The sequence below is a fragment of the Pseudothermotoga thermarum DSM 5069 genome (assembly GCF_000217815.1).
Lineage (GTDB): Bacteria > Thermotogota > Thermotogae > Thermotogales > DSM-5069 > Pseudothermotoga > Pseudothermotoga thermarum.
This window is the reverse complement of the sequence record NC_015707.1, coordinates 785,662-808,629: the sequence shown is the minus strand read 5'-3', so window position 1 is coordinate 808,629 and position 22,968 is coordinate 785,662. Positions and strand designations below refer to the sequence as shown.

Annotated in this window: 26 protein-coding genes; 5 read left to right on the top strand and 21 right to left on the bottom strand. The window is 40.0% G+C overall.

Annotated elements, in window-relative coordinates:
* Positions 1 to 9 precede the first annotated feature (9 nt).
* From THETH_RS04195 to THETH_RS04105, 19 genes are all read right to left on the bottom strand, one after another.
* Entirely contained in the window at positions 10 to 558 is a 549-nt protein-coding gene (locus THETH_RS04195) for an HD domain-containing protein (RefSeq protein WP_013932134.1), read from the bottom strand.
* A 27-nt stretch (positions 559 to 585) separates the two neighbouring features.
* Positions 586 to 1,281 (bottom strand): RadC family protein, encoded by a 696-nt coding sequence (radC, locus tag THETH_RS04190; protein ID WP_211205290.1) that lies wholly within the window; start codon positions 1,279 to 1,281, stop codon positions 586 to 588.
* On the bottom strand, positions 1,262 to 1,858 hold the full coding sequence (locus THETH_RS04185) for a Maf family nucleotide pyrophosphatase (RefSeq protein ID WP_013932132.1): 597 nt from the start codon (positions 1,856 to 1,858) through the stop codon (positions 1,262 to 1,264). The genes radC and THETH_RS04185 overlap by 20 nt, the downstream gene beginning before the upstream one ends.
* Entirely contained in the window at positions 1,749 to 2,333 is a 585-nt protein-coding gene (locus THETH_RS04180; RefSeq protein ID WP_013932131.1) for a Gx transporter family protein, read from the bottom strand. Before THETH_RS04180 ends, THETH_RS04185 begins: the two co-directional genes overlap by 110 nt.
* Positions 2,327 to 2,677 (bottom strand): NusG domain II-containing protein, encoded by a 351-nt coding sequence (locus THETH_RS04175; RefSeq protein WP_013932130.1) that lies wholly within the window; start codon positions 2,675 to 2,677, stop codon positions 2,327 to 2,329. The genes THETH_RS04180 and THETH_RS04175 overlap by 7 nt, the downstream gene beginning before the upstream one ends.
* Positions 2,678 to 2,684: 7 nt before the next feature.
* Complete coding sequence (locus THETH_RS04170; protein ID WP_013932129.1) at positions 2,685 to 3,740, bottom strand: FAD:protein FMN transferase; 1,056 nt, start codon at positions 3,738 to 3,740, stop codon at positions 2,685 to 2,687.
* Positions 3,710 to 4,699 (bottom strand): AmmeMemoRadiSam system radical SAM enzyme, encoded by a 990-nt coding sequence (gene amrS, locus THETH_RS04165; RefSeq protein ID WP_013932128.1) that lies wholly within the window; start codon positions 4,697 to 4,699, stop codon positions 3,710 to 3,712. Before amrS ends, THETH_RS04170 begins: the two co-directional genes overlap by 31 nt.
* 11 nt (positions 4,700 to 4,710) lie before the next feature.
* Positions 4,711 to 5,241 carry an AmmeMemoRadiSam system protein A gene (gene amrA / locus THETH_RS04160; protein ID WP_013932127.1) on the bottom strand — a complete coding sequence of 177 codons (531 nt, stop codon included), beginning with the start codon at positions 5,239 to 5,241 and terminating at the stop codon, positions 4,711 to 4,713.
* Positions 5,238 to 5,975 carry a hypothetical protein gene (locus tag THETH_RS04155; protein WP_013932126.1) on the bottom strand — a complete coding sequence of 246 codons (738 nt, stop codon included), beginning with the start codon at positions 5,973 to 5,975 and terminating at the stop codon, positions 5,238 to 5,240. The genes amrA and THETH_RS04155 overlap by 4 nt, the downstream gene beginning before the upstream one ends.
* An 89-nt stretch (positions 5,976 to 6,064) precedes the next feature.
* The gene (fabD, locus tag THETH_RS04150; RefSeq protein WP_013932125.1) at positions 6,065 to 6,973 is read right to left on the bottom strand and encodes an ACP S-malonyltransferase; all 909 of its coding nucleotides are present in this window, start codon (positions 6,971 to 6,973) and stop codon (positions 6,065 to 6,067) included.
* The gene (gene fabK, locus THETH_RS04145; protein ID WP_013932124.1) at positions 6,970 to 7,908 is read right to left on the bottom strand and encodes an enoyl-[acyl-carrier-protein] reductase FabK; all 939 of its coding nucleotides are present in this window, start codon (positions 7,906 to 7,908) and stop codon (positions 6,970 to 6,972) included. Before fabK ends, fabD begins: the two co-directional genes overlap by 4 nt.
* Positions 7,905 to 8,321, bottom strand: a complete 417-nt coding sequence (gene fabZ, locus THETH_RS04140; RefSeq protein ID WP_013932123.1) for a 3-hydroxyacyl-ACP dehydratase FabZ — start codon at positions 8,319 to 8,321, stop codon at positions 7,905 to 7,907. Before fabZ ends, fabK begins: the two co-directional genes overlap by 4 nt.
* Positions 8,318 to 9,544: a beta-ketoacyl-ACP synthase II gene (gene fabF / locus THETH_RS04135; protein ID WP_013932122.1), complete on the bottom strand. Its 1,227-nt coding sequence runs from the start codon at positions 9,542 to 9,544 to the stop codon at positions 8,318 to 8,320. The genes fabZ and fabF overlap by 4 nt, the downstream gene beginning before the upstream one ends.
* Before the next feature lie 287 nt (positions 9,545 to 9,831).
* On the bottom strand, positions 9,832 to 10,308 hold the full coding sequence (locus tag THETH_RS04130; protein ID WP_013932121.1) for a metallophosphoesterase: 477 nt from the start codon (positions 10,306 to 10,308) through the stop codon (positions 9,832 to 9,834).
* Between the two features lie 28 nt (positions 10,309 to 10,336).
* Positions 10,337 to 11,746, bottom strand: coding sequence for an NADPH-dependent glutamate synthase (gltA, locus tag THETH_RS04125; RefSeq protein WP_013932120.1), 1,410 nt, complete (start codon positions 11,744 to 11,746; stop codon positions 10,337 to 10,339).
* Positions 11,737 to 12,576: a sulfide/dihydroorotate dehydrogenase-like FAD/NAD-binding protein gene (locus tag THETH_RS04120; protein ID WP_013932119.1), complete on the bottom strand. Its 840-nt coding sequence runs from the start codon at positions 12,574 to 12,576 to the stop codon at positions 11,737 to 11,739. The genes gltA and THETH_RS04120 overlap by 10 nt, the downstream gene beginning before the upstream one ends.
* 187 nt (positions 12,577 to 12,763) lie before the next feature.
* The gene (locus tag THETH_RS04115; RefSeq protein ID WP_013932118.1) at positions 12,764 to 13,393 is read right to left on the bottom strand and encodes a hypothetical protein; all 630 of its coding nucleotides are present in this window, start codon (positions 13,391 to 13,393) and stop codon (positions 12,764 to 12,766) included.
* Positions 13,393 to 14,478, bottom strand: coding sequence for a rod shape-determining protein RodA (rodA, locus tag THETH_RS04110; RefSeq protein WP_013932117.1), 1,086 nt, complete (start codon positions 14,476 to 14,478; stop codon positions 13,393 to 13,395). Before rodA ends, THETH_RS04115 begins: the two co-directional genes overlap by 1 nt.
* Positions 14,453 to 15,358, bottom strand: coding sequence for a TIGR00269 family protein (locus THETH_RS04105; protein ID WP_013932116.1), 906 nt, complete (start codon positions 15,356 to 15,358; stop codon positions 14,453 to 14,455). The genes rodA and THETH_RS04105 overlap by 26 nt, the downstream gene beginning before the upstream one ends.
* 96 nt (positions 15,359 to 15,454) lie before the next feature.
* Between THETH_RS04105 and THETH_RS04100 the strand changes: the two genes are divergently transcribed.
* Genes THETH_RS04100 through THETH_RS04080 form a run of 5 tightly spaced genes read left to right on the top strand, consistent with a single transcriptional unit; the run spans position 15,455 to position 21,320 of the window.
* Positions 15,455 to 16,258 (top strand): Rossmann-like and DUF2520 domain-containing protein, encoded by an 804-nt coding sequence (locus tag THETH_RS04100; protein WP_013932115.1) that lies wholly within the window; start codon positions 15,455 to 15,457, stop codon positions 16,256 to 16,258.
* Positions 16,255 to 17,052, top strand: a complete 798-nt coding sequence (panB, locus tag THETH_RS04095) for a 3-methyl-2-oxobutanoate hydroxymethyltransferase (RefSeq protein ID WP_013932114.1) — start codon at positions 16,255 to 16,257, stop codon at positions 17,050 to 17,052. Before THETH_RS04100 ends, panB begins: the two co-directional genes overlap by 4 nt.
* A gap of 4 nt (positions 17,053 to 17,056) precedes the next feature.
* Positions 17,057 to 18,157: a metallophosphoesterase family protein gene (locus tag THETH_RS04090; RefSeq protein ID WP_013932113.1), complete on the top strand. Its 1,101-nt coding sequence runs from the start codon at positions 17,057 to 17,059 to the stop codon at positions 18,155 to 18,157.
* On the top strand, positions 18,154 to 20,697 hold the full coding sequence (locus THETH_RS04085; protein WP_013932112.1) for an AAA family ATPase: 2,544 nt from the start codon (positions 18,154 to 18,156) through the stop codon (positions 20,695 to 20,697). The genes THETH_RS04090 and THETH_RS04085 overlap by 4 nt, the downstream gene beginning before the upstream one ends.
* Positions 20,688 to 21,320 carry a HEAT repeat domain-containing protein gene (locus tag THETH_RS04080; RefSeq protein ID WP_013932111.1) on the top strand — a complete coding sequence of 211 codons (633 nt, stop codon included), beginning with the start codon at positions 20,688 to 20,690 and terminating at the stop codon, positions 21,318 to 21,320. The genes THETH_RS04085 and THETH_RS04080 overlap by 10 nt, the downstream gene beginning before the upstream one ends.
* 15 nt (positions 21,321 to 21,335) lie before the next feature.
* Here the strand turns inward: THETH_RS04080 and THETH_RS04075 are convergent, their stop codons facing one another.
* Both THETH_RS04075 and THETH_RS04070 read right to left on the bottom strand, forming a co-directional pair.
* Complete coding sequence (locus THETH_RS04075) at positions 21,336 to 22,175, bottom strand: carbohydrate ABC transporter permease (RefSeq protein WP_013932110.1); 840 nt, start codon at positions 22,173 to 22,175, stop codon at positions 21,336 to 21,338.
* Complete coding sequence (locus THETH_RS04070; RefSeq protein WP_245530559.1) at positions 22,175 to 22,918, bottom strand: carbohydrate ABC transporter permease; 744 nt, start codon at positions 22,916 to 22,918, stop codon at positions 22,175 to 22,177. The genes THETH_RS04075 and THETH_RS04070 overlap by 1 nt, the downstream gene beginning before the upstream one ends.
* Between the last annotated feature and the right edge of the window lie 50 nt (positions 22,919 to 22,968).

Sequence of the window (22,968 nt, the reverse complement as noted above, 5' to 3'; positions counted from 1 at the left end):
AAAATCACCTCAAAGCCCCAAGATTTCGCTTATTTCTCTCATTGCATTCAAGGATAAATCAAGAAACTCCTGCAACGATAATCCTAGATTTTCGCAACTTTTCATTTGATCTCTGTTTGCACCTTTTGCAAAAGCTTTTTCCTTGAATCTTCTCAGTAGGAAATCCGTATCAATCGATCTTAGCGATTTCTCGGGTGTAATCAAAGCAGCTGCGACTATGAAGCCTGTGACTGGATCTGAACAGTAAATCGCTCTTTCCATCTTGGTTTCAATCGGCTTTTTTTCGCAATGGGCCAGTATTGCATCTAAAACGGTTTTTGGTACATCGTATTCTTCCAATATTTCCACAGTCTTAAAGCCATGTTGATCGGGAGAATCCTTGGTGTAGTCGTAATCAAGATCGTGTAGCAAACCAGCCAAACCCCATGTATCTTCATCCTCGTTCAATTTTCTTGCCAGTGCTCTCATCACAACTTCAACAGCCAGACAATGTTTAAGCAAATTCCTCGATGACAAATGTTTTTGCAACAATTCATACGCTTGTTCTCTGCTTATCATGTTCCAAACCCTCCCAGATATTTTTACTCAAGATTTTCGAAGCTTTCTTTCCCTTTTTTCCTTGTTGATTTTGCCAGTAGATTTCCCAAAAGAATCAAGCAAACCGTTTTCTCTGAAACTGAAAAAACTCTCAGATCCAACTACAACGTGATCCAAAACCGGGATGCCTATGATCTCCCCTGCCGCGACAATTTTATCAGTTGAAATTCTATCCTCAAAACTGGGAGTGGGATCTCCCGAAGGATGGTTGTGAACCAACACTATGAAGTTGCAATTGGATCTAATCGCAATTCTAAATACTTCACGCGGATGAAAAAGCGTTTGATTATTTGTTCCTTCCGTTAAATCACGGTGAAAAACCATCTTTAACTTACTATCAAGACAAATAACCCTCAACACCTCTTTCTCGTAAAATCTCATGTCATGACAGAATTGATAAATTGATTCCGGGTTGGTGAACACCAACTTGTTCTCTGAAAGCTCTTCGTAAAGACGCTTGCCAAGCTCTAAGGAAGCTTTTATAGAAGTCGCTTTTGCTATTCCAATTCCCTTGATTGAAGCAATTTCTTGTAAAGAAGCGTTGAACAACGTTCTCAAAGATTTTCCAAATGTTTCCCAAAGTTCTTTGGCAAGATCCATTACGTTAAGATCTTGGCTTCCAGTTCTAAGGATTATAGCGAGTAACTCTTCCTCAGAAAGAGCTTCAGAACCAGCTTTGATCATCCTCTCGCGTGGTTTCAAAATTCCACCATCCCTTCTTTTTAAGATAAAGCGCCAGTTCACCTATCGGTAAGCCAATTACAACGTATGGATCTCCTACAATGTGTTCAACAAAGACGGCTCCAAGATCTTGAAGACCGTAAGAACCAGCTTTTCCAACTGAAAAGTTATTCGCATAAAAATCGATGAAGTCATTGGGAACCTTTCTGAATTTCACCTTTGCAACAAAATGTTTTTGCCAAACCTCCAATTTGTTTACAACAGCAACGGCTGTGTGAACGGTATGCCATCGGCCACTTAAAGTTAAAAGCTGCTGCTTGGCTTCGTTTGGATTTTCAGGCTTACCAAGTATCTTTCCATCTATTTCTACAACTGTATCAGCCCCGATGACAATTGCATCTGGGTTTCTCTCAAACACACTCAAAGCTTTCAACAAGGAAAGTTTTCTTGCTGTTTCTTCTGCGGAAGATTCAGGTATCTCTGGAATTTGTGGATCGACAATTTCGAATTCCTTGAGAAAAATTTTCAAAAGCTTTCTTCTCCTTGGAGAAGTTGAAGCCAAAATCAACCTCGGTTGCATATTCTTTCACCTTCTTAACTATCATTGCGTTGGCAAAAGCCCCTGGGATACCAAGTATCAACATCCAAGGAAGTAAGATTAAAAATGCAGAAGACTTAAGCACAGCCATTCCGACTAAAGCTTGGGTTAAATTGTTACCGATGCTGCCAAGTAAACTAACCCCAGCTAAACCAAAGAATTTTATCCTCCAAGCTGCAAACTGAATGAAAGCAGCTGATAAAGAGCCACAAAAACTCAACACAAAAACTGGGTCAAACACGTGACCTGCGATCAAATTCCCAAAAACACTTTTTCCAATTGCAACAAGCAAAGTTGTTTTCAAATCGAACACAGTGGCTGAAAACAATACCACAAAATTTGAAAAACCCCATTTTCCAAAAGGAATAGGAAATGGGATTATACTTTCGAAAATATACATCATCGAACCTAACGCTATTAAAACGGAAGCATAAACCAACTTCTTTACTTTCACCATGTTATGACATCCACTTTGCTCTTTCCACCCATGGCTTTGATGATCAGTTTATTGGGCAGGCAAACTATCACTCCACCTGCACCAATTTTGCCGATTTTTTCGCACAACTTGTTTGGACAATCGGCTTCTTCCACCCAAACTTTTCCATTTTCAAAAACCACTTTCATAACATATCTTCCATCATCAAAAACTTCGTAAACTCCTGGATGATGAATCCGCATAATTAGTTTTCCGTCTTTTAACACTTCGACAAATTCGATAGACGCATTTGTTCGAAAGAGCAAAAAAACAAAAAATATTGCAAAAACAAATAAAAAAACGAATATATCATACTTGCCAAACAACTTTCGATTACCTTTTCTCATACGCCTTGATCGCAGAAGATTTCTTTACAGTTCCATCGTGAGATATCAGCAACACAATACCACCAATTTTTGGATATTCTAAAATCACGTATTCCCAATCTGCACCTGAAACAAAAGCAGCTGTCGATAAAGCGTCCGCAGTTATGGCATCCTCAGAAATGACGGTTGCCGATGTAACACCTTGTGCAGGATAACCTGTTTTTGGATCTATTATGTGATGATACTTTTTATTCTCATAAACGAAGTATCTCTCGTAATCGCCGGAAGTTGCAACTGCTCCCGAAGTCATGTAAAAATACGTAACGGCTTTGGAAGGGCTAAAAGGATCACGCACGCCTACTACCCATGGTCTTGAACCAAATTTCGGGCCGAGTATTCTTATATCACCACCAACTTCGATGAACCCAGTGCAACTAGGGTCAATCTCTTTCGCTATTTGATATGCACGATCTAGGGCATAGCCTTTCACAATTCCTCCAAGATCTAATTTAACGTTGTTGTGTAGTCTGATTCTTCTAGTTCTTCCATCGAGTTCCACGTTCTTGTATCCACTTTGTTCAAGCGCTTTTTTTATGGCTTCATCAGGTGGGATCTTTGAAGGAATTTTTTCATCCAACCTATCGAATCCCCAAAGTGATATCAAAGTGCCAAGTGCAGGATCAAACGCTCCATTTGTAAGTTCAGCAAATTTCAGTGCCGAATCAACAATTACAAAAGTTTCCTCGTCAAGATCCACCCAATCGTTGGACGAATTGATCTTCCAAACAACGCTTTCCGGATCCTTTGGATTGTACTTTTTGTATATTCTATCAAGCTCTTTGAAGATAATCTCAGCAAGTTGCTTCGACTCTACTTTAGAAGATGCCACCACAATCCTATAATAAGTTCCCATCGTAAAACCATTCAATTCATAGTACAAGGTTTTTTGAGAATTGAAAAAGATCCTTATCAAGAAAGCTACTGCAAAGGTTAATCCCAACAGAAAAATCCAAAACAACGTGCGGTTGATTTTTATAAAATCCTTACTATCCTTCTTCGGCATTTAGCGCACCTACCTTCTTCGTCCAAACCAACGACTTGAACTTGATATCCTACCCTTTTCACAACCAGTGTACCACAGGAAGGACAAAAGGTACTTTCATAGTTTTGATCCCAAACATTACCAAGGTAAACAAAATCAAGATATTTCTTTGCAAGATTGTAGAATTTAACCAAAATCTCAACAGGAGTAGCTGGAACGTTGTATTTGTAACTTGGAAAATACCTTGTCAAATGAAGGGGTATCGATTTATCCAAACTCGCAAGCCATTGAAACTCTTTTTCAAGCATATTCTCATCGTCGTTGAAGCCAGGAACAATCAAAGTGGTCACTTCAACGTGTACGCTATTTTCAACGGCTAATTTTATGGTTCTTTTAACAGTTTCAAGATCACCTGCCAACTTCTTGTACAACTGCTCGTCGAAAGCCTTTAAATCAACATTCATGGCATGAATGGACTGCAAAAGCAAATGCAGTGGTTCCTCCGATATCATTCCATTGGTGACCAAAACGTTGTAAATTCCCTCTCTTGCCGCTATCCTTGAGGTATCAAGGACAAACTCAAACCAAATGAAAGGTTCGTTGTACGTATAAGCTATACCTCTTGACTTTCTAGATACGGCAATTGAAACAAGCTGTTCTGGGGTAATCCTACGCGTTGGAGCTATTTCCTGCGATATCTCCCAATTTTGGCAAAACGGACACTTCATGTTGCAACCAAAGGTTCCAACAGATAGAATCTGTTCACCTGGATTTAAATGGAAAAGCGGCTTTTTTTCGATGGGATCAATGGCAATTGAGGTTATTAAACCGTAGTTAAGTGTTAAAAGAACTCCATCTTCATTTTTTCTTGCCAAGCACAAACCAACTTGTCCATTATCCAGCACGCAATTGTGCGGGCACAATTCACACTTTACCCTTTCTTTATCCAACGTGGAAAAGTAAAGCGCTGTTTTATCCACGAAACCACCTCTCAGTGATATCGTTCTACGGTAAAAACGTATATTGAAAATTTTTCATAAGGAGAAATTCCAGCCTTTCTAAGGGCTATCTTCAATTGCTGATCTGGTGTTTCAACACCGGGAAGATCTGGGAGTAAAAGACCTCTTCTAAAACCACTCATAACAATTACTCCGTATTTTTTTGGGTCCAAGTTCATGTACTGCTCAAATGTAACTTGCCAGGGTTCACTCAGAATATCCACTGAAACTTCTATCTCGTCAAGTTCCTCTTCTCTAACCGGCTCGAACCTAGGATCCTCAGTTGCAGCAGCTATTGCGTTGTACATGATTTCCTCGGCAAGGTTTTTTCTAGTTGGCAGATACGTTCCAATACATCCTCTAAGTGATCCATCAAGTTTATGTAGACTCACAAAAGCCCCAGCACGCCTTTGCAGCAAATCTGCGGGTGCTCCGTCACGGATTGGATCGAGTATTTTATGGTCTCTAATATAACTCTCAATACATTTAATTGCCCACCTTACATATTCATGGTTGCCTTTCATAACGTCACCTCTTGAAAGCAGGATGATATTTCATCAACAGTGTTCAAAACCATTTCAAAAGGTACGAAGCGAAAACCATGATCATACACCAAACAGTAATTTCCTGAAGATTTTGAAAAATGCTGAAAAATTTCCCGCGCCAAATTCTTGGCAAACCTTATATCTTCTTGCAAAGGAATCCAAGGTAAAACATCGAATTTAACGATTTTTTCATGACGATCTCGATTAACATTTGCTGAATCTATTCGCAGCTGAACTTTTTTCTCCTCAATTTTCAACGTACCAATTTCTCTCAACATCTTGCAAGTAGCTAGGAAAGGGTACGAATCTCTTTTGAACTCTAAAGTTACACAAAACCCGTTTTGATTCACATAAGCTTTGAAAAATAAAATGAAATCCAAAAACATCGTTTGAACAGAAAACAACCCCAATCTAATTGAACCAATTGGTAAGAAAGCATTCGGAATAAACAAAAAATCCTTTTTCACTCCGATGGATATAAACTTTGCTATCATTTTAAGTTCCATAAGTCCGCCAACAACAAAAATTTTGTCTACATCGCTTTTTGCAAGTTTCTTCATCAGATGGTTCAAAATCATATCAAAATCAACATCGATTGTATCTTCAAAAGAACCTGAAAACACGACAATTTCGCTTTCTAAAAGCTTTGCAAATTCTTTCAGCAAAAAGTCAACAAGCAAATTCTTTTCAGTTTCAAGCATTCCTACACGCAATTTTCGTCCCTCTACTTCAATTATACTCCTAAGAAATAAAAAAATTGGGTTGCTTATCGCAACCCAATTTGTGAGTAAATTATTGACAATTATAAACTGGCAACAGTTACTTGTTTTTCAGCATCTAAAATTTCTTTGAAATGATAGCAATCACCCAATTTCATCTTTGAAAGCAGGTTTGTTAAAACTTTTTGTGGCCCAACTTCGATAAAGGTTTTGACACCCAGGTTTGACAAACAAACCATTGAATCGTACCAAAGAACAGGTCCGCTGATCTGCGCCAAGATGTACCTTTTTATCTCGTCGGGATCGACAACTATTCGTGCACAACTGTTCATCACTATCGGCCAGCGCGGTTTTCTAAACTTGACTCCTTTTAAATCTTGTGCTAGTTTTTCTTGAGCTGTTTTCAGCAAAGGCGTGTGGAATGGACCACTTACTTTTAGTTCCACAACCCTTTTTGCGTATTTTTTCAAAGCTTCACATGCTTCATTGACTTTCTCCTTCAAGCCACTTATCACAACTTGATCGTAAGCGTTGTGGTTTGCTATCCACACGTTCTCAAAGTCCTTGATTATTTCTTGAACTCTTTCACGCGTCAAACCGATAACGGCAGCCATGGTTCCTTGACCTGGAACCACCGCTTGAGAAATGTATTCTCCTCTTTTTCTGACTATGTACAAACCTGTTTCAAAATCGTAGACATCAGCAGCCGCAAGAGCGGTGTATTCGCCTAAACTGTGCCCTGCCACAAAGTTCGGTGTGTAACCATTTCTAACAAGTTCATCAAAGGCTATATAGCTTGCAAGGTATATTGCAGGCTGCGCATTTTCAGTTAACTTAAGTGTCTCTTCATCGCTGTTCATCAAATGGTACATATCTATCCCAAGGACTTCTTTTGCACTTTCAAAAAAGTGGGTTGCCCTTGGAAAAGCCGCAAAGTCGATTCCCATTCCTGAATATTGAGAACCCTGCCCTGGAAATATGAACGCTCTCATTCCATTCCCTCCTTACACAGTTTTAAAACTGTGCTTTTGAATTCCTCCAGGATTTTTTCAATTACCTCTTTTACCGGTAGAATCTCTTCAATCAATCCAACCACTTGGCCCGCCATAAAGGAACCACTTTCCAGATCTCCATCAAGTACCGCACGTCTAAGGCTTCCAACCAGTATTTGTTCAGCTTCCTCAGGGCTTTTCGATTCTAGTTCGCAAATCTTTCTTGCAAAGGGCGTCTTTAGAACCCTGGCAGGATGACCCAACTTGGCTCCGGTGACAACTGTATCCCTTATTGAGGCCGATAGGATTTTTTTCTTGTAATTTTCATGTATTTCCGCTTCAACTGTTGCAAGAAACCTTGTACCCATCTGGATGCCCTCAGCACCTAACGCAAAAACAGCTGCCATGGCCCTTCCATCTGCAATACCACCAGCGGCAATAACAGGAATGCTTACACTGCGTGCCACCTTGTTTACTAAAACGAGCGTCGTAACTTCACCTATGTGTCCTCCAGATTCCATTCCTTCAGCTACAACTGCGTCTGCACCAGCTCTCTCAACCATTTTTGCCAGCGAATCAGACGAAACAACCGGAATGACTTTGATCCCATTTTCTTTCAACTTTGGAATGTACTTACTGGGATTTCCCGCCCCAAAAGTAACAACTGGAACTTTTTCTTCTATCACAGTTTCAACAAGTTCTTCAGCGTGTGGAGAAACGAGTATTATGTTCACACCAAACGGCTTGTTGGTTAGATCTCTAACTTGCTTTATGGCTTGCTTGAGCTGGCTTTTGTTCATAGCTCCAGATCCTATGATGCCAAGTCCTCCAGCTTCAGATACGGCAGCCGCCAGCTTTGCCGTTCCTGCCCAAGCCATTCCGCCCATCAAAACTGGATGTTCAATGCCAAGAAGCTTTGTAACCCTTGTTTTCATTGTTTTTTCACTCCCAGCATCAAAGTTGCTGTGGCGACAACTTTTCCATCCACCGTAGCTTTACCTTCAACGAAATAAACACCCATCCTTGTCTCCTTCAGCTTAACCTCGTACTTTAAAACGTCTCCTGGCCTCACCTCAGCCTTGAACCTGGCTTTGTCAATTCCCAAAAAAAGGGGAATGAAGTTTTTGCCTGGGTCTAAAAGCATAAGTCCAGCAGCTTGAGCAAGACCTTCGATGATCAACACTCCGGGGTAAATTGGATACCGCGGAAAATGCCCAAGGAAGAAAATCTCATTTGCCGTTACATTTTTTACTGCAACAATATGGTTTTCGCTTTTTTCAAGCACACGATCAACCAAGATGAATGGAAATCGATGTGGTAAAATCGAAAGAATTTCGTCGATGTTCAACTTTTATACCTCCCTATCACCAAAGAAACGTTGTGACCACCGAAACCAAAGGAATTCTTCAAAAAGTTCTCAATCTTGCATTCCACATTTTGCTTGCCAACGACGTTCACGTTTACCTCTGGATCTTTGTTGTCAAGGTTTGGCATTCCATGCACGAAATTGTTGAGCATTTGAAGAATTCCAGCTACAGTTTCAGCGGCTGCCGCCGCTCCAAGTAAATGTCCCATCAATGCCTTGGTGCTGTTAACCAAAACCTTATCTCCAAAAACCCTTTCAATGGCTTTTGCTTCAACAACATCTCCAGCAGGTGTGCTGGTGGCATGGCAACTAACGTATTGGATATCTTCTGGTGTTAATCCAGCATCTTCAAGTGCCATTCTCATGGCTTTTTCTGCTCCTTCGCCGTTTGGATCAGGAGCGCTCATATGGTATGCATCACCGTTCATCGCAAATCCCTTTACTTCAGCTATTATTTTTGCTCCCCTTTGCTTTGCCACTTCCTCGGCTTCGAGAACGAGCACACCTGCTCCTTCACCCATCACAAAACCATCTCGATCAACATCGAATGGTCTTGAGGCTTTCTTTGGATCCTCATTTCTGGTTGACAAAGCTTTCATACTGGCAAATCCAGCTATTGGAAGTGGGGCTATAGTTGCCTCAGAACCACCGACAATGGCTACATCCGCATATCCATGGCGTATCAGCATTGCACCAAGCGCAATGGCATGACCAGAGGCAGCGCATGCACTCACTGGAGCAAAATTGACACCCTTGATACCATATTCGATCGATAAAATCCCTGACGCCATGTTTATAAGAAGCATTGGAATCAAGAATGGGCTGACCTTTGAGGCACCGTATTGAAGGAATTTGTTGTTTTCAGTGTCGAGGGTTATGAACCCTCCCATACCGGAGGCAATAAGAACAGCTGTTCGCTCTGAATACTTGGCAACGTCGATCGCTGATTCCTCCAAAGCCTCTTTGGCGGCAATCAGAGCAAAGTGTACAAACCTGTCCGTTCTTCGAACCAGCTTTTTGTCTATAAATTCTTCTGGATTCAATCCCTTGACTTCTGCTGCAATTCGAACAGGTAGATTCGAAGCATCAAAAGAGGTGATAAAATCTACACCAATTTCAAGATTCTTCAAAGCCTCTAAGACCGCCCTTTTTCCAACTCCAATAGGGCAAACTATACCCATCCCAGTTACGACAACTCTTCTCATCGACCAACCTCCTGCCATTCATTATAAGAATGGCAGGAGAAAAGATCAAAAGAGCACTTTGCTGTGTGAGAAACATAAACAAGTTTTTTTTACAAAACTTGCAAAAAAACTCGAAGTCACCTTAATAAGCCTAATAGGCAAACTGATACAACACAATTTTTGCCGTTAAATATGTTGTAAATATTTCAAACCAAAGACACGCCCACAAAAGCACACTCTAAAATCTCTCAATCAAAAATCGATTGAGAACCGCGGGGAATGGAAGTAAAGCTTTGTTAACTTCTATGTCATAATTCGTACACTTCGATGTCTTTTTTAGATGGATCGATGAAAACTGCTGTTGACTTATCCGCAAGATATCCACTGGCATCTCCTGGATTTATCAAAATAGTTTTCGTAGACCTTCTCACATCCAACTTGTGAGTATGACCATAGAATATAAAGTCATAAACATTGGCCTCAAGCAAAGCCTCCAGTGCAACCGGCTCGTGCATCAACAAAATTTTGTGGCCGTCGACGATGATCTCCGCAGGTCCTTTCCTGACCCTTCCAGAAGACCTTTGAGTTAAAAGCAGTATTTCACCATCGTTGTTTCCAAAGACACCATGAAAATCGACTTCGGCAATTAAAAGTTCTTTGAGGGCAAATGGCGAGATTATATCACCACAGTGAAAAATGTGAGTAACGCCTCTTCTTTTCGCTTCGGAAACGATCTTTCTAATGTTAACCAAATTGTCGTGAGTATCCGACACAACAAGCCACATGTAAAACCCCCCCTTCAAAAGTCTTTTTTTACCAAGGATCGTATTCTTTTTGCAAAAATTTATCGATCCAATAGGCGGCCCTTTTCCCTGCCCCCATTGCCTCTATGACAGTTGCTGCTCCGGTTACTATATCCCCTCCAGCAAAAACTTTTCTCAAACTGGTTGCACACGTTTCTTCATCGACGACTATGTAGCCATATTTGTTTAGTTTGAGATCTTTAAACTCGCTGAGCAAAAACCTGTTTGCTTCGGTTCCGATGGCCTCTATGACCATATCCGCCTCGATCACGAACCGACTATCTTCAATTGGAATTGGCCTTCTTCTGCCAGACTCATCAGGCTCACCGAGTTCCATCGATATGCATTCCACACCAACCAAGTTTCCTTTTTCATCGCCTATGTATCTAAGCGGTTGAGTTAACCATCTGAACTTAATGCCTTCTTCAACTGCGTGAATGTATTCCTCGCGTCTAGCAGGCATCTCTTGTTCCGTTCGTCTATAAACGACTGTCACTTGCTTGGCACCTAATCTTAAAGCACTTCTTGCGGCATCAAGTGCAACATTCCCACCACCGACAACTATTACGTTTTGTCCCTTTCTAACAGGAGTGTCGTACTCCGGAAACAAGTACGCTTTCATTAGGTTTATTCTTGTGAGAAATTCATTTGCAGAATAAACTCCGTTTAAATTTGTCCCAGAAATGTTTAAAAACTTCGGTGTACCTGCACCTACACCTATGAAAACTGCATCAAATTCCTTTAAAATTTCTTCAACGGTAACAGACTTCCCAACAGGCGTATTCAACAAAATTTTCACAGAAAGAGATTCCACATATTTTACTTCCCTTTCAACTATGACTTTTGGCAATCTGAACTCTGGTATACCGTAGACCAAAACCCCACCAGGTTTGTGCAGTGTTTCAAAAACAATCACATCGTAACCTAATTTCGCCAAATCTGCTGCTGCAGTTAAACCAGCTGGTCCAGAACCAATAACTGCAACTTTTTTACCTTTTTTAGGTCCAGATTCCTGGGTCAAAACAAGGTTTTCCGCCTCCCAATCTGCGACAAATCTTTCCAAACGTCCGATCGCAACGGGTTCTGAACCTGGTATTTTTCCAACCGTGCAAAAAGCTTCACACTGGTTCTCTTGGGGACAAACCCTACCGCAAATGGCTGGCAGATTGTTATACTTCTTCAAAATCTTTGCGGCTTCATCGAATTTCTTCTCCTTGATTTTCGATATGAATCCTGGGATATCTATGCCAACGGGGCAACCTTTGACACAAGGTTTTGAAGGACATTGAAGACAGCGCATTGCCTCCACCAATGCTTCATCCTCGGTATAACCTAAAGCCACCTCACTGAAGGATTTGATTCTTTCTTCAATTTCCAGTTCACGCATAGGTGTTTTTTTAGGCGAAGGTTTCACAGCCATGAAAGATCACCCACCTTTTGTTTGAATTTCTCAAAAGCCAGTTTTTCTTGTTCTTGGTATTGCTGCAATCTTTTGAGTAATTCGTCCCAATCAACTTGTGTACCATCGAATTCAGGTCCATCAACACACGCAAACTTTATTTGACCGTTAATTGTTACCCTGCAAGCACCGCACATACCTGTTCCATCAACCATTATAGGATTTAGAGAAACCACAATTTTCAAGCCGTACTCGCGCGCTTTTAGGCTACAAAATTTCATCATTATCGTTGGACCAATGGCCCAAGCGATATCGATCCTTTGTTTTCTAAGGATTAGATCCATCCCGTCGGTGACAACCCCTTTGATCCCAAAGGAACCATCATCGGTTGTAACAAGAATTTCGTCAACGTATTGTTCCAATTCGTCTTTGAGTATTACCTGGTCTTTACTTCTTCCACCTAAAACTGCGTAAACTTTATTTCCCAAAGCTTTCAAAGCCTTTGCGATTGGAAGAATGGCGGCTATTCCTACTCCACCTCCTACAAGCAAAACGTTTCCGTAATACTTTATCTCAGAAGGTTTTCCAAGCGGTCCAACCACACCGTAGAGCGTTTCACCTTCCCTTTTCAAAGCCAAATCTGCTGTACTTTTTCCAACTACTTTCACAACCATTCTTATATTTCCATCAAAAGCATCTGCTATGGTTAAAGGAACACGTTCACCTTTCTCTGACGGTATCACGACGACAAATTGTCCTGGTTGAGCTTTTGCAGCAATAATTGGATTTTCAACGTAAAATTCGTATACACCAGGTGCAAGTTTTGACTTTTTTACGATTTGGTTTAACAACTTCCTCACCTCCAAAAGATGTTAAAGCAACTACACAGCCTTGTTTCACCGATTTTCCCTAGGCTTCAAAAAAGCTTAACGATAACAGCTTAGCATTTTATTCCGGACAGCGACCCCCCTATCCCCCCTTGGATGGATCCAAGCTGCCCAAAGGAGCCGTTCCCCGCGGCTCCTTACTTTATTCCAATTATTTTGGAATATAAAGTGAAAAATCAACAACAAGATTGTTTACCCTTGCTTCACGCCAGGTAACAATTTTTGTAGGATGAAAGCGCGTCCCCACTCCATAAACCAAAAAAACAACCATTCCAGGCTTTCCAATAACTATTGAGCAATCTGGTGGAATGATCACTGTATATTGCGTTTTGATGGCCGGTTCTTTAAAGTAGTAAAACTTGTACGGGGCAAGACCAGGTTTTAACTCACGCGAAAAGTAAACAGTATCTCCCTTTCTAAAAGTTATCCAAACGTTTTCTTGCCCCATTACAAACAATTGTATATATCCTGTTGTTGGATCGTCGTAGATGGATTCAATGATTCTTTCCAAATCTACAGCGGTGTTTGCCAAAAAATTGGCAGAATTGATGAATTTCTCTATCACCCCACCCTGTCCGTAGAGATTTTCCAACTTTACCACTTTATCGTTCAAAAGGTTAATCTTATTTTCAAGTGCTTTGACGCGTGCTTCATAATTTTCACGAACTTTGTTGTAATAAATTAGGGAAAAAACAGAAGCAACCGATCCAAAGACTAAAGCGAAGAAAAACAAAAATACAAAAAAAGCCACAATGTTTTGTCCCTGTCTTCTTGCAACCATCATCTCGCCTCCTGTTCTAACACTCCTTTGCCAACGGCGTAAGATTTTAAAATTAAACCAAGTTGAAGGCAAAACGACAAGGTTGAAGATCCTCCGTAGCTTACAAAAGGCAGTGGAATCCCTGTAACAGGCACTAGTCCCATCGTCATACCAATATTGATGAAGACATGAATGAGCAAGTTGAACAAAACACCTATGGTAACTAAAAACCAAAAATCATCCTTTGCAAGTTTTAAAAAGCGAAGTATCCTCAGGCATATCAACATATAAACGATGATACACAACGACGAACCTAAAAAACCAAATTGTTCACCTATGGCGGAGAAAATAAAGTCAGTGTGATTCTTTGGCACGTAGTTCCATTTGGTGGATGGGGCTTTTAAGTAACCACGACCAAAAAGCCCTCCAGAACCTATCGTGTGTAAAGACTGAACAACGTTGTACGCAGCCGTTTGCCTATGACTTTTTGGATCCAAAAATGCCAGGATCCTTTGCCTCTGGTAATCCTTCAAGCCAAAAAAGAATATCACAACTGCCAATATCAACAAAATTGCAAAGATAGTAAAAAATGCTTTGAGAGAATTTTTTGAAAACAATGCCATAAAAGCCCAAAGCAACACCAGAAGAACCGCAGTACCCAAATCCGGTTCCATGGCAACAAAGCCTGCATACGCAAGAACGGCAAAAAAAGACAAAAGCAGATTTTTTCTTGACGAAACGGATAACAACTTGGCGGTAAAAAGTATAACAGCCATTTTGGCCACTTCAGAAGGCTGAAAGTATCCTATGCGTAAAGAAAACCACCGTCGCGCCCCACCTGAGATAACTCCGTATCTTAAAACCGCGATCAACAAAATTAACGTCAAAAAATACAGCAGCCATGGAAAACGCTTTATATCCCTTTCCCTGACAAACAACAACGCAAAAAGAGCTATCAATCCGATGATGTTCCAAATTAGCTGCTTTTTCACAAAACTTAACCCATAGTCAACAGTTGTGCTGTAAAGTACCACCAGCCCAAAGATCATCAACAGTATAACCAGCAAGGGTATTAGAACATCAAACCTTCTGTTCTCCCACGGCACTTTTGAGCCTCTCCTTCATCCTACAAAACGAACAAACGTCAGTGGTGGTTGGATAACCACAAACATTACATTTTTTGAGCTCAACAACCATGTTGTCTTCAAAAAGATTTGCTTTTTGAAACCCATCGTAAAATCTCAACTTCGTCCCAGGATGTTTTAATTCTATCTCGTTAAGCATGTGTTTGTAATGTAGAGAAGTAGCTTCTTTGGAATAAGGACAGATTTCCTCGGAAAACGGTAAATTGTTTATAAAGGCATACGTAAAAGTCTCCTTCTCAGTCAAAAGTACCAGAGGTTTAGCTTTTTTCGAGAATCCTTCTTCCGTGGCCGGAAGCACTGGTTTTTGGCGTCTAAGATAATCTAGATTCCAATTGAGCAAATTCCCTAAAAGAAAACTAGCTTCGTCGTCAAGGTTGTGACCAGTAACAAGCACTGTAAAACCATTTTCCGAAGCCACTTTGTTCATTATGTACCTTCTAACACTTCCACAAACTGAACAAACAGGTCTTTTGACAATTTTCGCAGCTTCAGGAACAGTCAAACCCTCCAGTAATTCTCTACTGTCAACAGTTATCAATTCACTACCTATTGAGCTTGCAAAATCTTTCAGTTTGTTCACATCCGCAGGAACAGTTCCAACATCTATATTCATGCCAGACACCTTGTATCCAAGTTTCGCCAAAACAAACCAAACTGTCGTGCTGTCCTTTCCTCCAGAAACTGCAACAAGGATTTTATCCTTCCTGCTGAACATGGAATACTTTTTAATGGTCATTTCAACGCGCTTTTCAAAATACTCTTTGAAATGTTCGGCACAATAAGCAACGTTGTGATGCCTTAAATTTATGATAGCGGTTTTACCACACTTTCTACACTTCATACCTTCATCACCCTATTTTTAGTTTACATCATACCTGAAAATACACATCCGTTGTAAAATTATTTGTGCTGCAAATTACACTGGGAGGAAAACCATTTGATCATTAACATAGTTGGAACAAGTAAGGTGGCTTTTGCCATTACAAAGGCGCTTGTTGAAAAAGGTTACAAAGTTGAATACGTTGTCTCAAGGCAAAGGGACAAAGCGAAGGCTTACGTTCAAACTTTGGGTCAGGGTAAACCTGTGGAATATGAAGATAACTTTGAACTAAGTGGTATAACTTTCGTAGCGGTTCCAGACGATGTACTTGAAAAGGTCTATGAAAGGATAAGAAAAAAGGTGATTGGAGGGACTTTGATCCACTTTAGTGGTTTTCTTGGCTCAGAAGTTTTCTACGATGCCGATAGTCGTGACTTTGGCCGCGCATCACTTCATCCAAATCTTTCTTTTGCGGATTTTAAAACTGCTGAATTGCATATTCGTAAATGCTGTTTTGGAATAGAGGGAAACGATAAAGGACTTAAAGCAGCGGAAGAAATTGCAAAAAGTGTCTCAAATTGTTTTGTGAAAATTCCACCGAATGTCAAACCAGCGTATCATTTGGCTGCCGTGATTGCCTCTAACTTTCTTGTGGGACTTGCTTATTTAGCCAAAATGCTTTATGAAAAATATGAGATCCCAAACTTCGATAAAATCATACCAGCTTTGATGGAAAACACCGTTCACAACATATCCACACTTGGTGTACGCAAAGCTTTGACAGGACCAGTGGCAAGAGGAGACTGGAAAGTGGTGCAAGCTGAAAAAGAAATTTTTATCAACTCATTTCCAGATTTTGCACAGTTTTACGACACAATGGTTAGAATTCTTTCTGAATTGAAGCGAGGTGATTTTGTATGATAACACTTCAAAAATTGATATCAATGAAGGGTAAGGAGCCCATAGTGATGATAACTGCTTACGATGCACCATTTGCAAGAATTGTCCACGAAGCAGGAGTGGATATAATTCTGGTAGGGGATTCCGTTGGCAACAACGTCCTTGGTTACAAAGACACCCTGCCGGTAACAATGGAAGATATGCTAAGGCATGTACAAGCGGTAAGACGAGGAGCACCAGACGCATTCATAGTTGCCGACATGCCATTTTTGTCTTACCAATGTTCTGCAGATGAAGCTGTGCTGAACGCAGGAAGATTTTTAAAGGAAGCAGGTGCAAACGCTGTTAAAATTGAAGGCGGTTCGTTTTTCGCTCCACTCGTAGAAAGATTGGTCAAATGTGGTATACCAGTTATGGGACATTTAGGCTTAACTCCTCAATCTATAAACGTGTTCGGTGGTTACAAGGTTCAAGGAAAGGATGAAAAAAGCGCACAGTTTTTGATTCAAGAAGCAAAGGCTTTGGAGAGTGCAGGAGTTTTCGCCATAGTTCTTGAAATGGTTGCAGAAGAAACAGCCAAGGCAATCACCGAGTCCGTTAAGGTACCAACCATAGGAATAGGTTCAGGACGGTTTTGCGATGGACAAGTTTTGGTTCTGCACGATGTTTTAGGACTAAATCCAGATTTTCTTCCAAAATTCGCAAAAAGGTATGCCAACCTTTATGAAGAAGCTCTCAAAGCTGTAAAAACTTACATACTCGACGTTCGTTCAAGAACTTTTCCAACGGAAGAAAATGTCTTTAAGAGAGGTTAAGATTATGCCAAAGATCCTTCACACATCAGATTGGCACCTTGGTATAGAATCCTGGATCGGATCAAAATCAACTGACAGATTGGAAGAGTTAAAAGTTGCTTTGAATTTTCTTGTAGAAAAGGCGAAAGAAGAAAAAGTAGATTTAATTTTGATCACTGGAGATGTTCTTCACAACAGGGTTTCACCGAGGCTAGAAGCTTTAAACTTGTTGGCGGATATATTGGCAAAATTCGCTTCCTTGGCTCCAACGATAGTGGTACTTGGAAATCACGACTGGCAAGGCCTTAAAGCTTGGAAAAATCTGAAAGTGAAAAACTTGTTCATCGTGGATGAACCTGTTGTTGAACCATTGCAAATAGGCAACTTCAACATCTTCGCAATTCCATACATAGATGTACAAAGACTTTTAGAATTCCATGACAACTTGGCAAGAGCAAAAGATTTTCTGAATTGGTTTTTCGAGGAAGTTAGACAAAAGATAAACCCTTACAAACTAAATATCGTAGCTGGGCATTTGATGGTTGAAGGAAGCATAGAATCCGAGAGAGAGAATCACATAGAGGTAGAAATAAAAACAACTGTTGTTCCAACGGGAATCGATTACGTAGCGCTTGGACACATCCATCACCAAGGACAACTGTCTGTGAATCCAACTGTATGCTACTGTGGTTCACCAATAATTTTTGACTTTGGCGAAGAAAAAGAATCAAAAGGGGCTTTAATAGTTGATTTTGAAGGCTCGCAGAAGCGCATTTTGGAAATCAAAACGCCTTGCAAAAAACTCAAGACTTTCTACTTGTCAGATTATTCCGCTAAAACAATCGATAAGCTTTCCGATGAGCTGAAATCTTTCGAAGGGTATGCAAGGTTAGTCTTCGATGCACCGGAGTCGAACGAAGTGAGACGATACTTTATGGACAATTTCGAATGTGTTCGAAAAGTTGTTTTCAAAAACGAGTACGATTCCACATCAATTTTGACGCAAATCAAAAAGTTGGATTTGCTCGATATGTACAAACAATTCATAAAAGGTCGATTTGAAGGGTTTGAAGACAAGATGATTCAAACTGTTGAAGAAATATTGAAAGAGGTGGAAGAGCTTTGAGACCAGTTAGTATAAAGGTGGAGAATTTTTTGGGAATAAAATACGCAAATGTTGAATTTGAACAGGGAGTTTTTCTGATCGTGGGAAAAAACGGGGCAGGAAAATCTTCTTTACTCGAAGCGATGGTTTTCGCACTTTATGGTGCAGGCGTTAGGTATGGCCGGCAGAGCCCTAAAAGTTATGTTCGAACTGGTAGCGATTTTTGCCAGGTACAATTCACCTTCCTCAAAAATGGAAAAAAATACCAAATAATAAGAAGAGTGAGCGAAAATGGACATCAAGCCAAACTTCTGGAGAACAATAAGGTTATCGCCACTCAAAGAAGCGCTGTCGACGACTTTGTTCAAAAGATTATTGGAGCTTCTTACGATAGTTTCATAACGACGTTTTTACTTCCCCAGGGAATGGCTACAGAACTCTTGACGGCCAGTTGGTCGAAAATAGAAGAAGTCATATTCGATGTGCTTTTTCCAAAGAAAGTGTTGAAAACTGTTCAAGAAAAGATTGCAGAAAAATTTCAAGAGGCAAAAACGCAGCACGAAATTAAACAATTTGAACTGTCATCGCTTAGAAAACAATTAGAAGATCTAAGTGCAAAAACAAACAAAGAAAAAATTCTACAATACGAAGAGTACTTAAAACAAATTGAACAGCAACTTTCAAAACTCGAGTTAGAGCATGAAATCGTCAAAAAAGCTGCAGAAACGTGGAAGGAGATCGATCAACTGGATCAACAAATAGCAGAACTTGAAAAACTCGAAAAAGATTTAGCGCAAAAAGCCGAAAAAGAACAAAAAATCATCGTAGCTAAACAGCTGGAAGCGATTTACATTAGGTACAAAAACGATAAAGAACTTGTCCAGCAAACTTTGCAAGAGAGAAGAAAAACCGTTGACAAACTCGATAAACTTCAGTCGCAACTTGAACAAACAAAATTACAGATCAACGAAAAAAGCAATCGTTTGAATGATTTGAACAGTCTCTATGAAACATTAAGGGTAAAGTTGGACAACTTGACAAAAATACGGCAGAATTCAGAGCCGATACTTCAAAAAATAGTTCAACTTGCCGCCGAAAAGAGAAAACTTGAAGAATATCTAAGCCAAATTAAAAGAAAAAGTCAAGACGTCAAAGAGCGAATCGAAAGGAAAAAACAAGATCTTCAAAAACTTTACACTGCGTCCGAGGATTTAAACAACGAAATTCAATCCATGAACAATGTGGCGATTGCAAAGATGGCTTCTTTGATAGCTCAACATCTTGCTGTGGGAGATCGATGCCCAGTTTGTGGCAACGAATACAAAGGTCAACCGCCTATTCAAGCTGAAATAAACCTTGGGCTTTACGAACAAAAGCTAAAGCAACTTGAAGATCTAAAGGGCCAAATTGTTGCAATCGAAAGTGAACTTGCAGTATTGAACAAGCAGTTCGATAGTCTAACAAGTGATGAAATAAAACTCAACGTTGAGTTAGAGGAAAAAAATCAAATGATTCGAACACTACAAGAGGATTTGGTTAAAGAAGGGTATTACCAAAATCTAACAAAGGATATCGATGAGCTGTCTAAAAAGTTAGAAAGTGTGACAAAAGAAAAATCCCTTGTTGAAAGTCAAATTTCGTCTTTACTAGAATCAAAAAATCAGATAACACAAAGGATAGAAGAAATTCGAGAAGAATTGAAATTATTGGATGATAAGTTGAAATTGCTTCAAGAAAGGGCAAAAGAGAGCGAAACAGCCTTTTTCGAAGAACTTGACAAAGCGAGCTTGACTTTTGAAGATTTCGAAAAACTCAGAAATTTAAAAGTGGAAAACGCCTTGGAACAACTAAAGAACATCCAAATTCGATTAAACGATTGTAAGCAAAGGAAAAACCAATTGTTGAGTCAAATGACCGTTGACAGATCTACAACTTATAAAAAGTTGGCAGAATTGGGTGAAGAAATTCAAAAATTAAAGAAACAAAGGGATTTAGTGATAAACGAAAAAGCCGTGACACAACATTTGTTGAATCAAATCGAAGAATTAGAATTGAAAAAACAAAGATGCGAACAAGAATATCAGACTGTTTATGAGAAATATCAAGTCTACAGTTTGGTGAAATCAACGTTTGGTGCAAAAGAATTCCAAGCTTATGTTGCAAAAGTCGCCTTAGATCAGATATTAACGCTTGCCAACCAACATTTGAACGTAATAACCGATGGCAGATTTCAGCTTGGTATAGGGCCAAATGGATTCGTAATACGCGATTTTGGAGTTATAAGACATGCGGATGGTTTATCAGGAGGAGAAAAAACGATTGTATCCTTAGCTCTTGCAATGGCAATCGCAGAGGCAACTTTGGGAGAAATGGAGGCTTTCTTTGTTGATGAAGGTTTCTCTGCGTTGGATTCTGAGAACAAATCCAAAATGGCTTCAGTTTTGAAAGGAATGGAAAAGCTGAACAAAGTGGTTGGATTTGTCACTCATGATCCCGAGTTTGCGGAGTACTTTTCGCGCAAATTGGTTGTCGAAAAAGGTGGTGTGGTGCGATGGATGTAGAGAAATACAAAGCGCTGATAGACAGAATAATCTTAGAAAAAGGCATCAGTGCTATTCCGGTTTTGTTGAACTTGCTTGAAGATGAAAACGAAGAAGTTCGAGATATAGTTATCGAGACGATATACAGATTTGGTGATCAAGCTAAACCGGTGTTACTGGAAAAGTTCAAAGAAAGGATGCACAAAAACGAGAAAAACGATGTTATAACTCTTTACATAGCAGATATTTTGGCAGACTTGAACGAGCAGAGCATTAAAAAAGACCTTTACAACTTACTTCAAAGATACGACGATGAAATGGCACACCTTGTGATTTACGAAGCTTTGGCAAAACTTGGAGAAGGAGAAAAAGTTGTAGACGTTGTTGGATACTTCCTAATTGAAGACGAATACCGGCAAGAACTGGCTGAACAAGCGATCATGGTGCTTGCGAATATACCAACTAAAAAAGCTTTGGATTATCTAATCAAAGCCTACAAAATGGAGGAATTTTCAAACGTGGTTAAACAGGATATAGTTAAAGCTACGGCAATGCTTATCATCAAAAACCCTGAACTTTGGGATGAACTGAATTACTTGGGCGATAGCAAGTTAATAGATGATGTTAAGAGGATGCTGGGTTGATTTTTTCAATTTGCCTCATCCTTTGATGGCTCCTTGTGTTAGTCCCTGCACAATGTATTTCCGCGCCAAACCAAAAACAACTATGTTTGGAATCACAGCTATGGTTATACCAGCTGCCATGACATTCCACTGAATACCGGCTTTGGAAACAAAAGAATAAAGTGCAACAGGAACAGTCATTTTGTGTTCGCTGTGAATGAAAAGAACGGCTGTAAACACCTCGTTCCAACTGTTTACAAAACAAAAAGCAAAGATTGCACCTACACTGGGAAGAAAAACTGGGAGTATTACTTTCATCAACGCTTGAAGCTTTGTGCAGCCGTCAAGCCAAGCTACTTCTTCAAGTTCTTTGGGTATCGCACTGAAAAATGCACGCGCCATTATTGCACCAAAGGCTGCACCATAACCGCTGTAAATCACCAGCAAACTTGTGACGGTGTTGGTGAGTCCTAGCTTTGAAAACATTGTAAACAATGGAATCATGAGCACATAAAAAGGTATCATTTGCACGAAAAAAAGAACGATCAAAATGAATCTTCTACCCTTGAAAGTAAACCTAGAAAGCGTATAACCACTCAGCAAAGACGATATCGTCGCGATAGTTGCGGATAGAAGGGAAACCACTAGACTATTTTTAAAATAAATGTGGAACTTGGCAAAGCTAAAAAGATACCTATACGCATCAAAAGAAATCTTCGAAGGTATGTATCTAATGGGAAAGGTATAAACCTCAGTTGATTCCTTAAGAGATGTGAGAACAATCCACAAAAGTGGAAAGATAGCACAAACCAAGAATATGCTCAAGCCTATTGCTCGAACTGTCGATAAAACAATTCTTTTTCTTTTGCTAAGCATCACTCATCCCTTCCAAGCAACGCCAAGTACAAAACTGTGAAAGAAAGGAGTATCAAGGTTATAATAACTCCGACTGCGGCAGCTTTACCAAAATCGTTCCGGTAGTAGACTATGTTTATCATGTAGACAGAAAGGGTTGTTGTAACTCCAGCAGGACCACCACGAGTCATTCCGTATATGATATCTGGGAAATTCATAACCCAGATTATTCTGAGCAACACCGAGTTGACTATCGTTGGCTTTAAAGATGGCAGGGTTATAGTCAAAAATTGCTTCCACAACCCAGCTCCGTCTATAGCTGCCGCTTCGTAGAGCTCTTGCGGAATTGCTTGCAACGCCGCGAGCAACATTATGGCGAAAAACGGTATTCCATACCAAACGTTGACCATTATCACAGAAAACATAGCTAATTTTGGATCGGAAAGAAAACTCACCGACGACCTAATGATACCAATCTTAAGAAGAATATCGTTCAACACACCAAACTGTCCGTTCAAAAGCCATGACCAAAGTAGTCCTATAACAAAACCAGAAAGCGACCAAGGGTAGAAAACTAATCCCATATAAACGCTTCGACCGAAAAATGGTTTGTTCAAAAGCAAAGCCAAGATTAAACCAAAAACGAATTGAAAAAGAACAGAAAAGCCAATCCAAACAATTGTATTCAACACATAAGTTAAGAACCAAGGGTCATTCAGCACGGACACATAGTTTTGAAATCCAATGAACCTTGGATTGTTCATAGTAAAAACTGTCAACCTTTGAAAAGAAATGATCCCCCCGCGAACGAGGG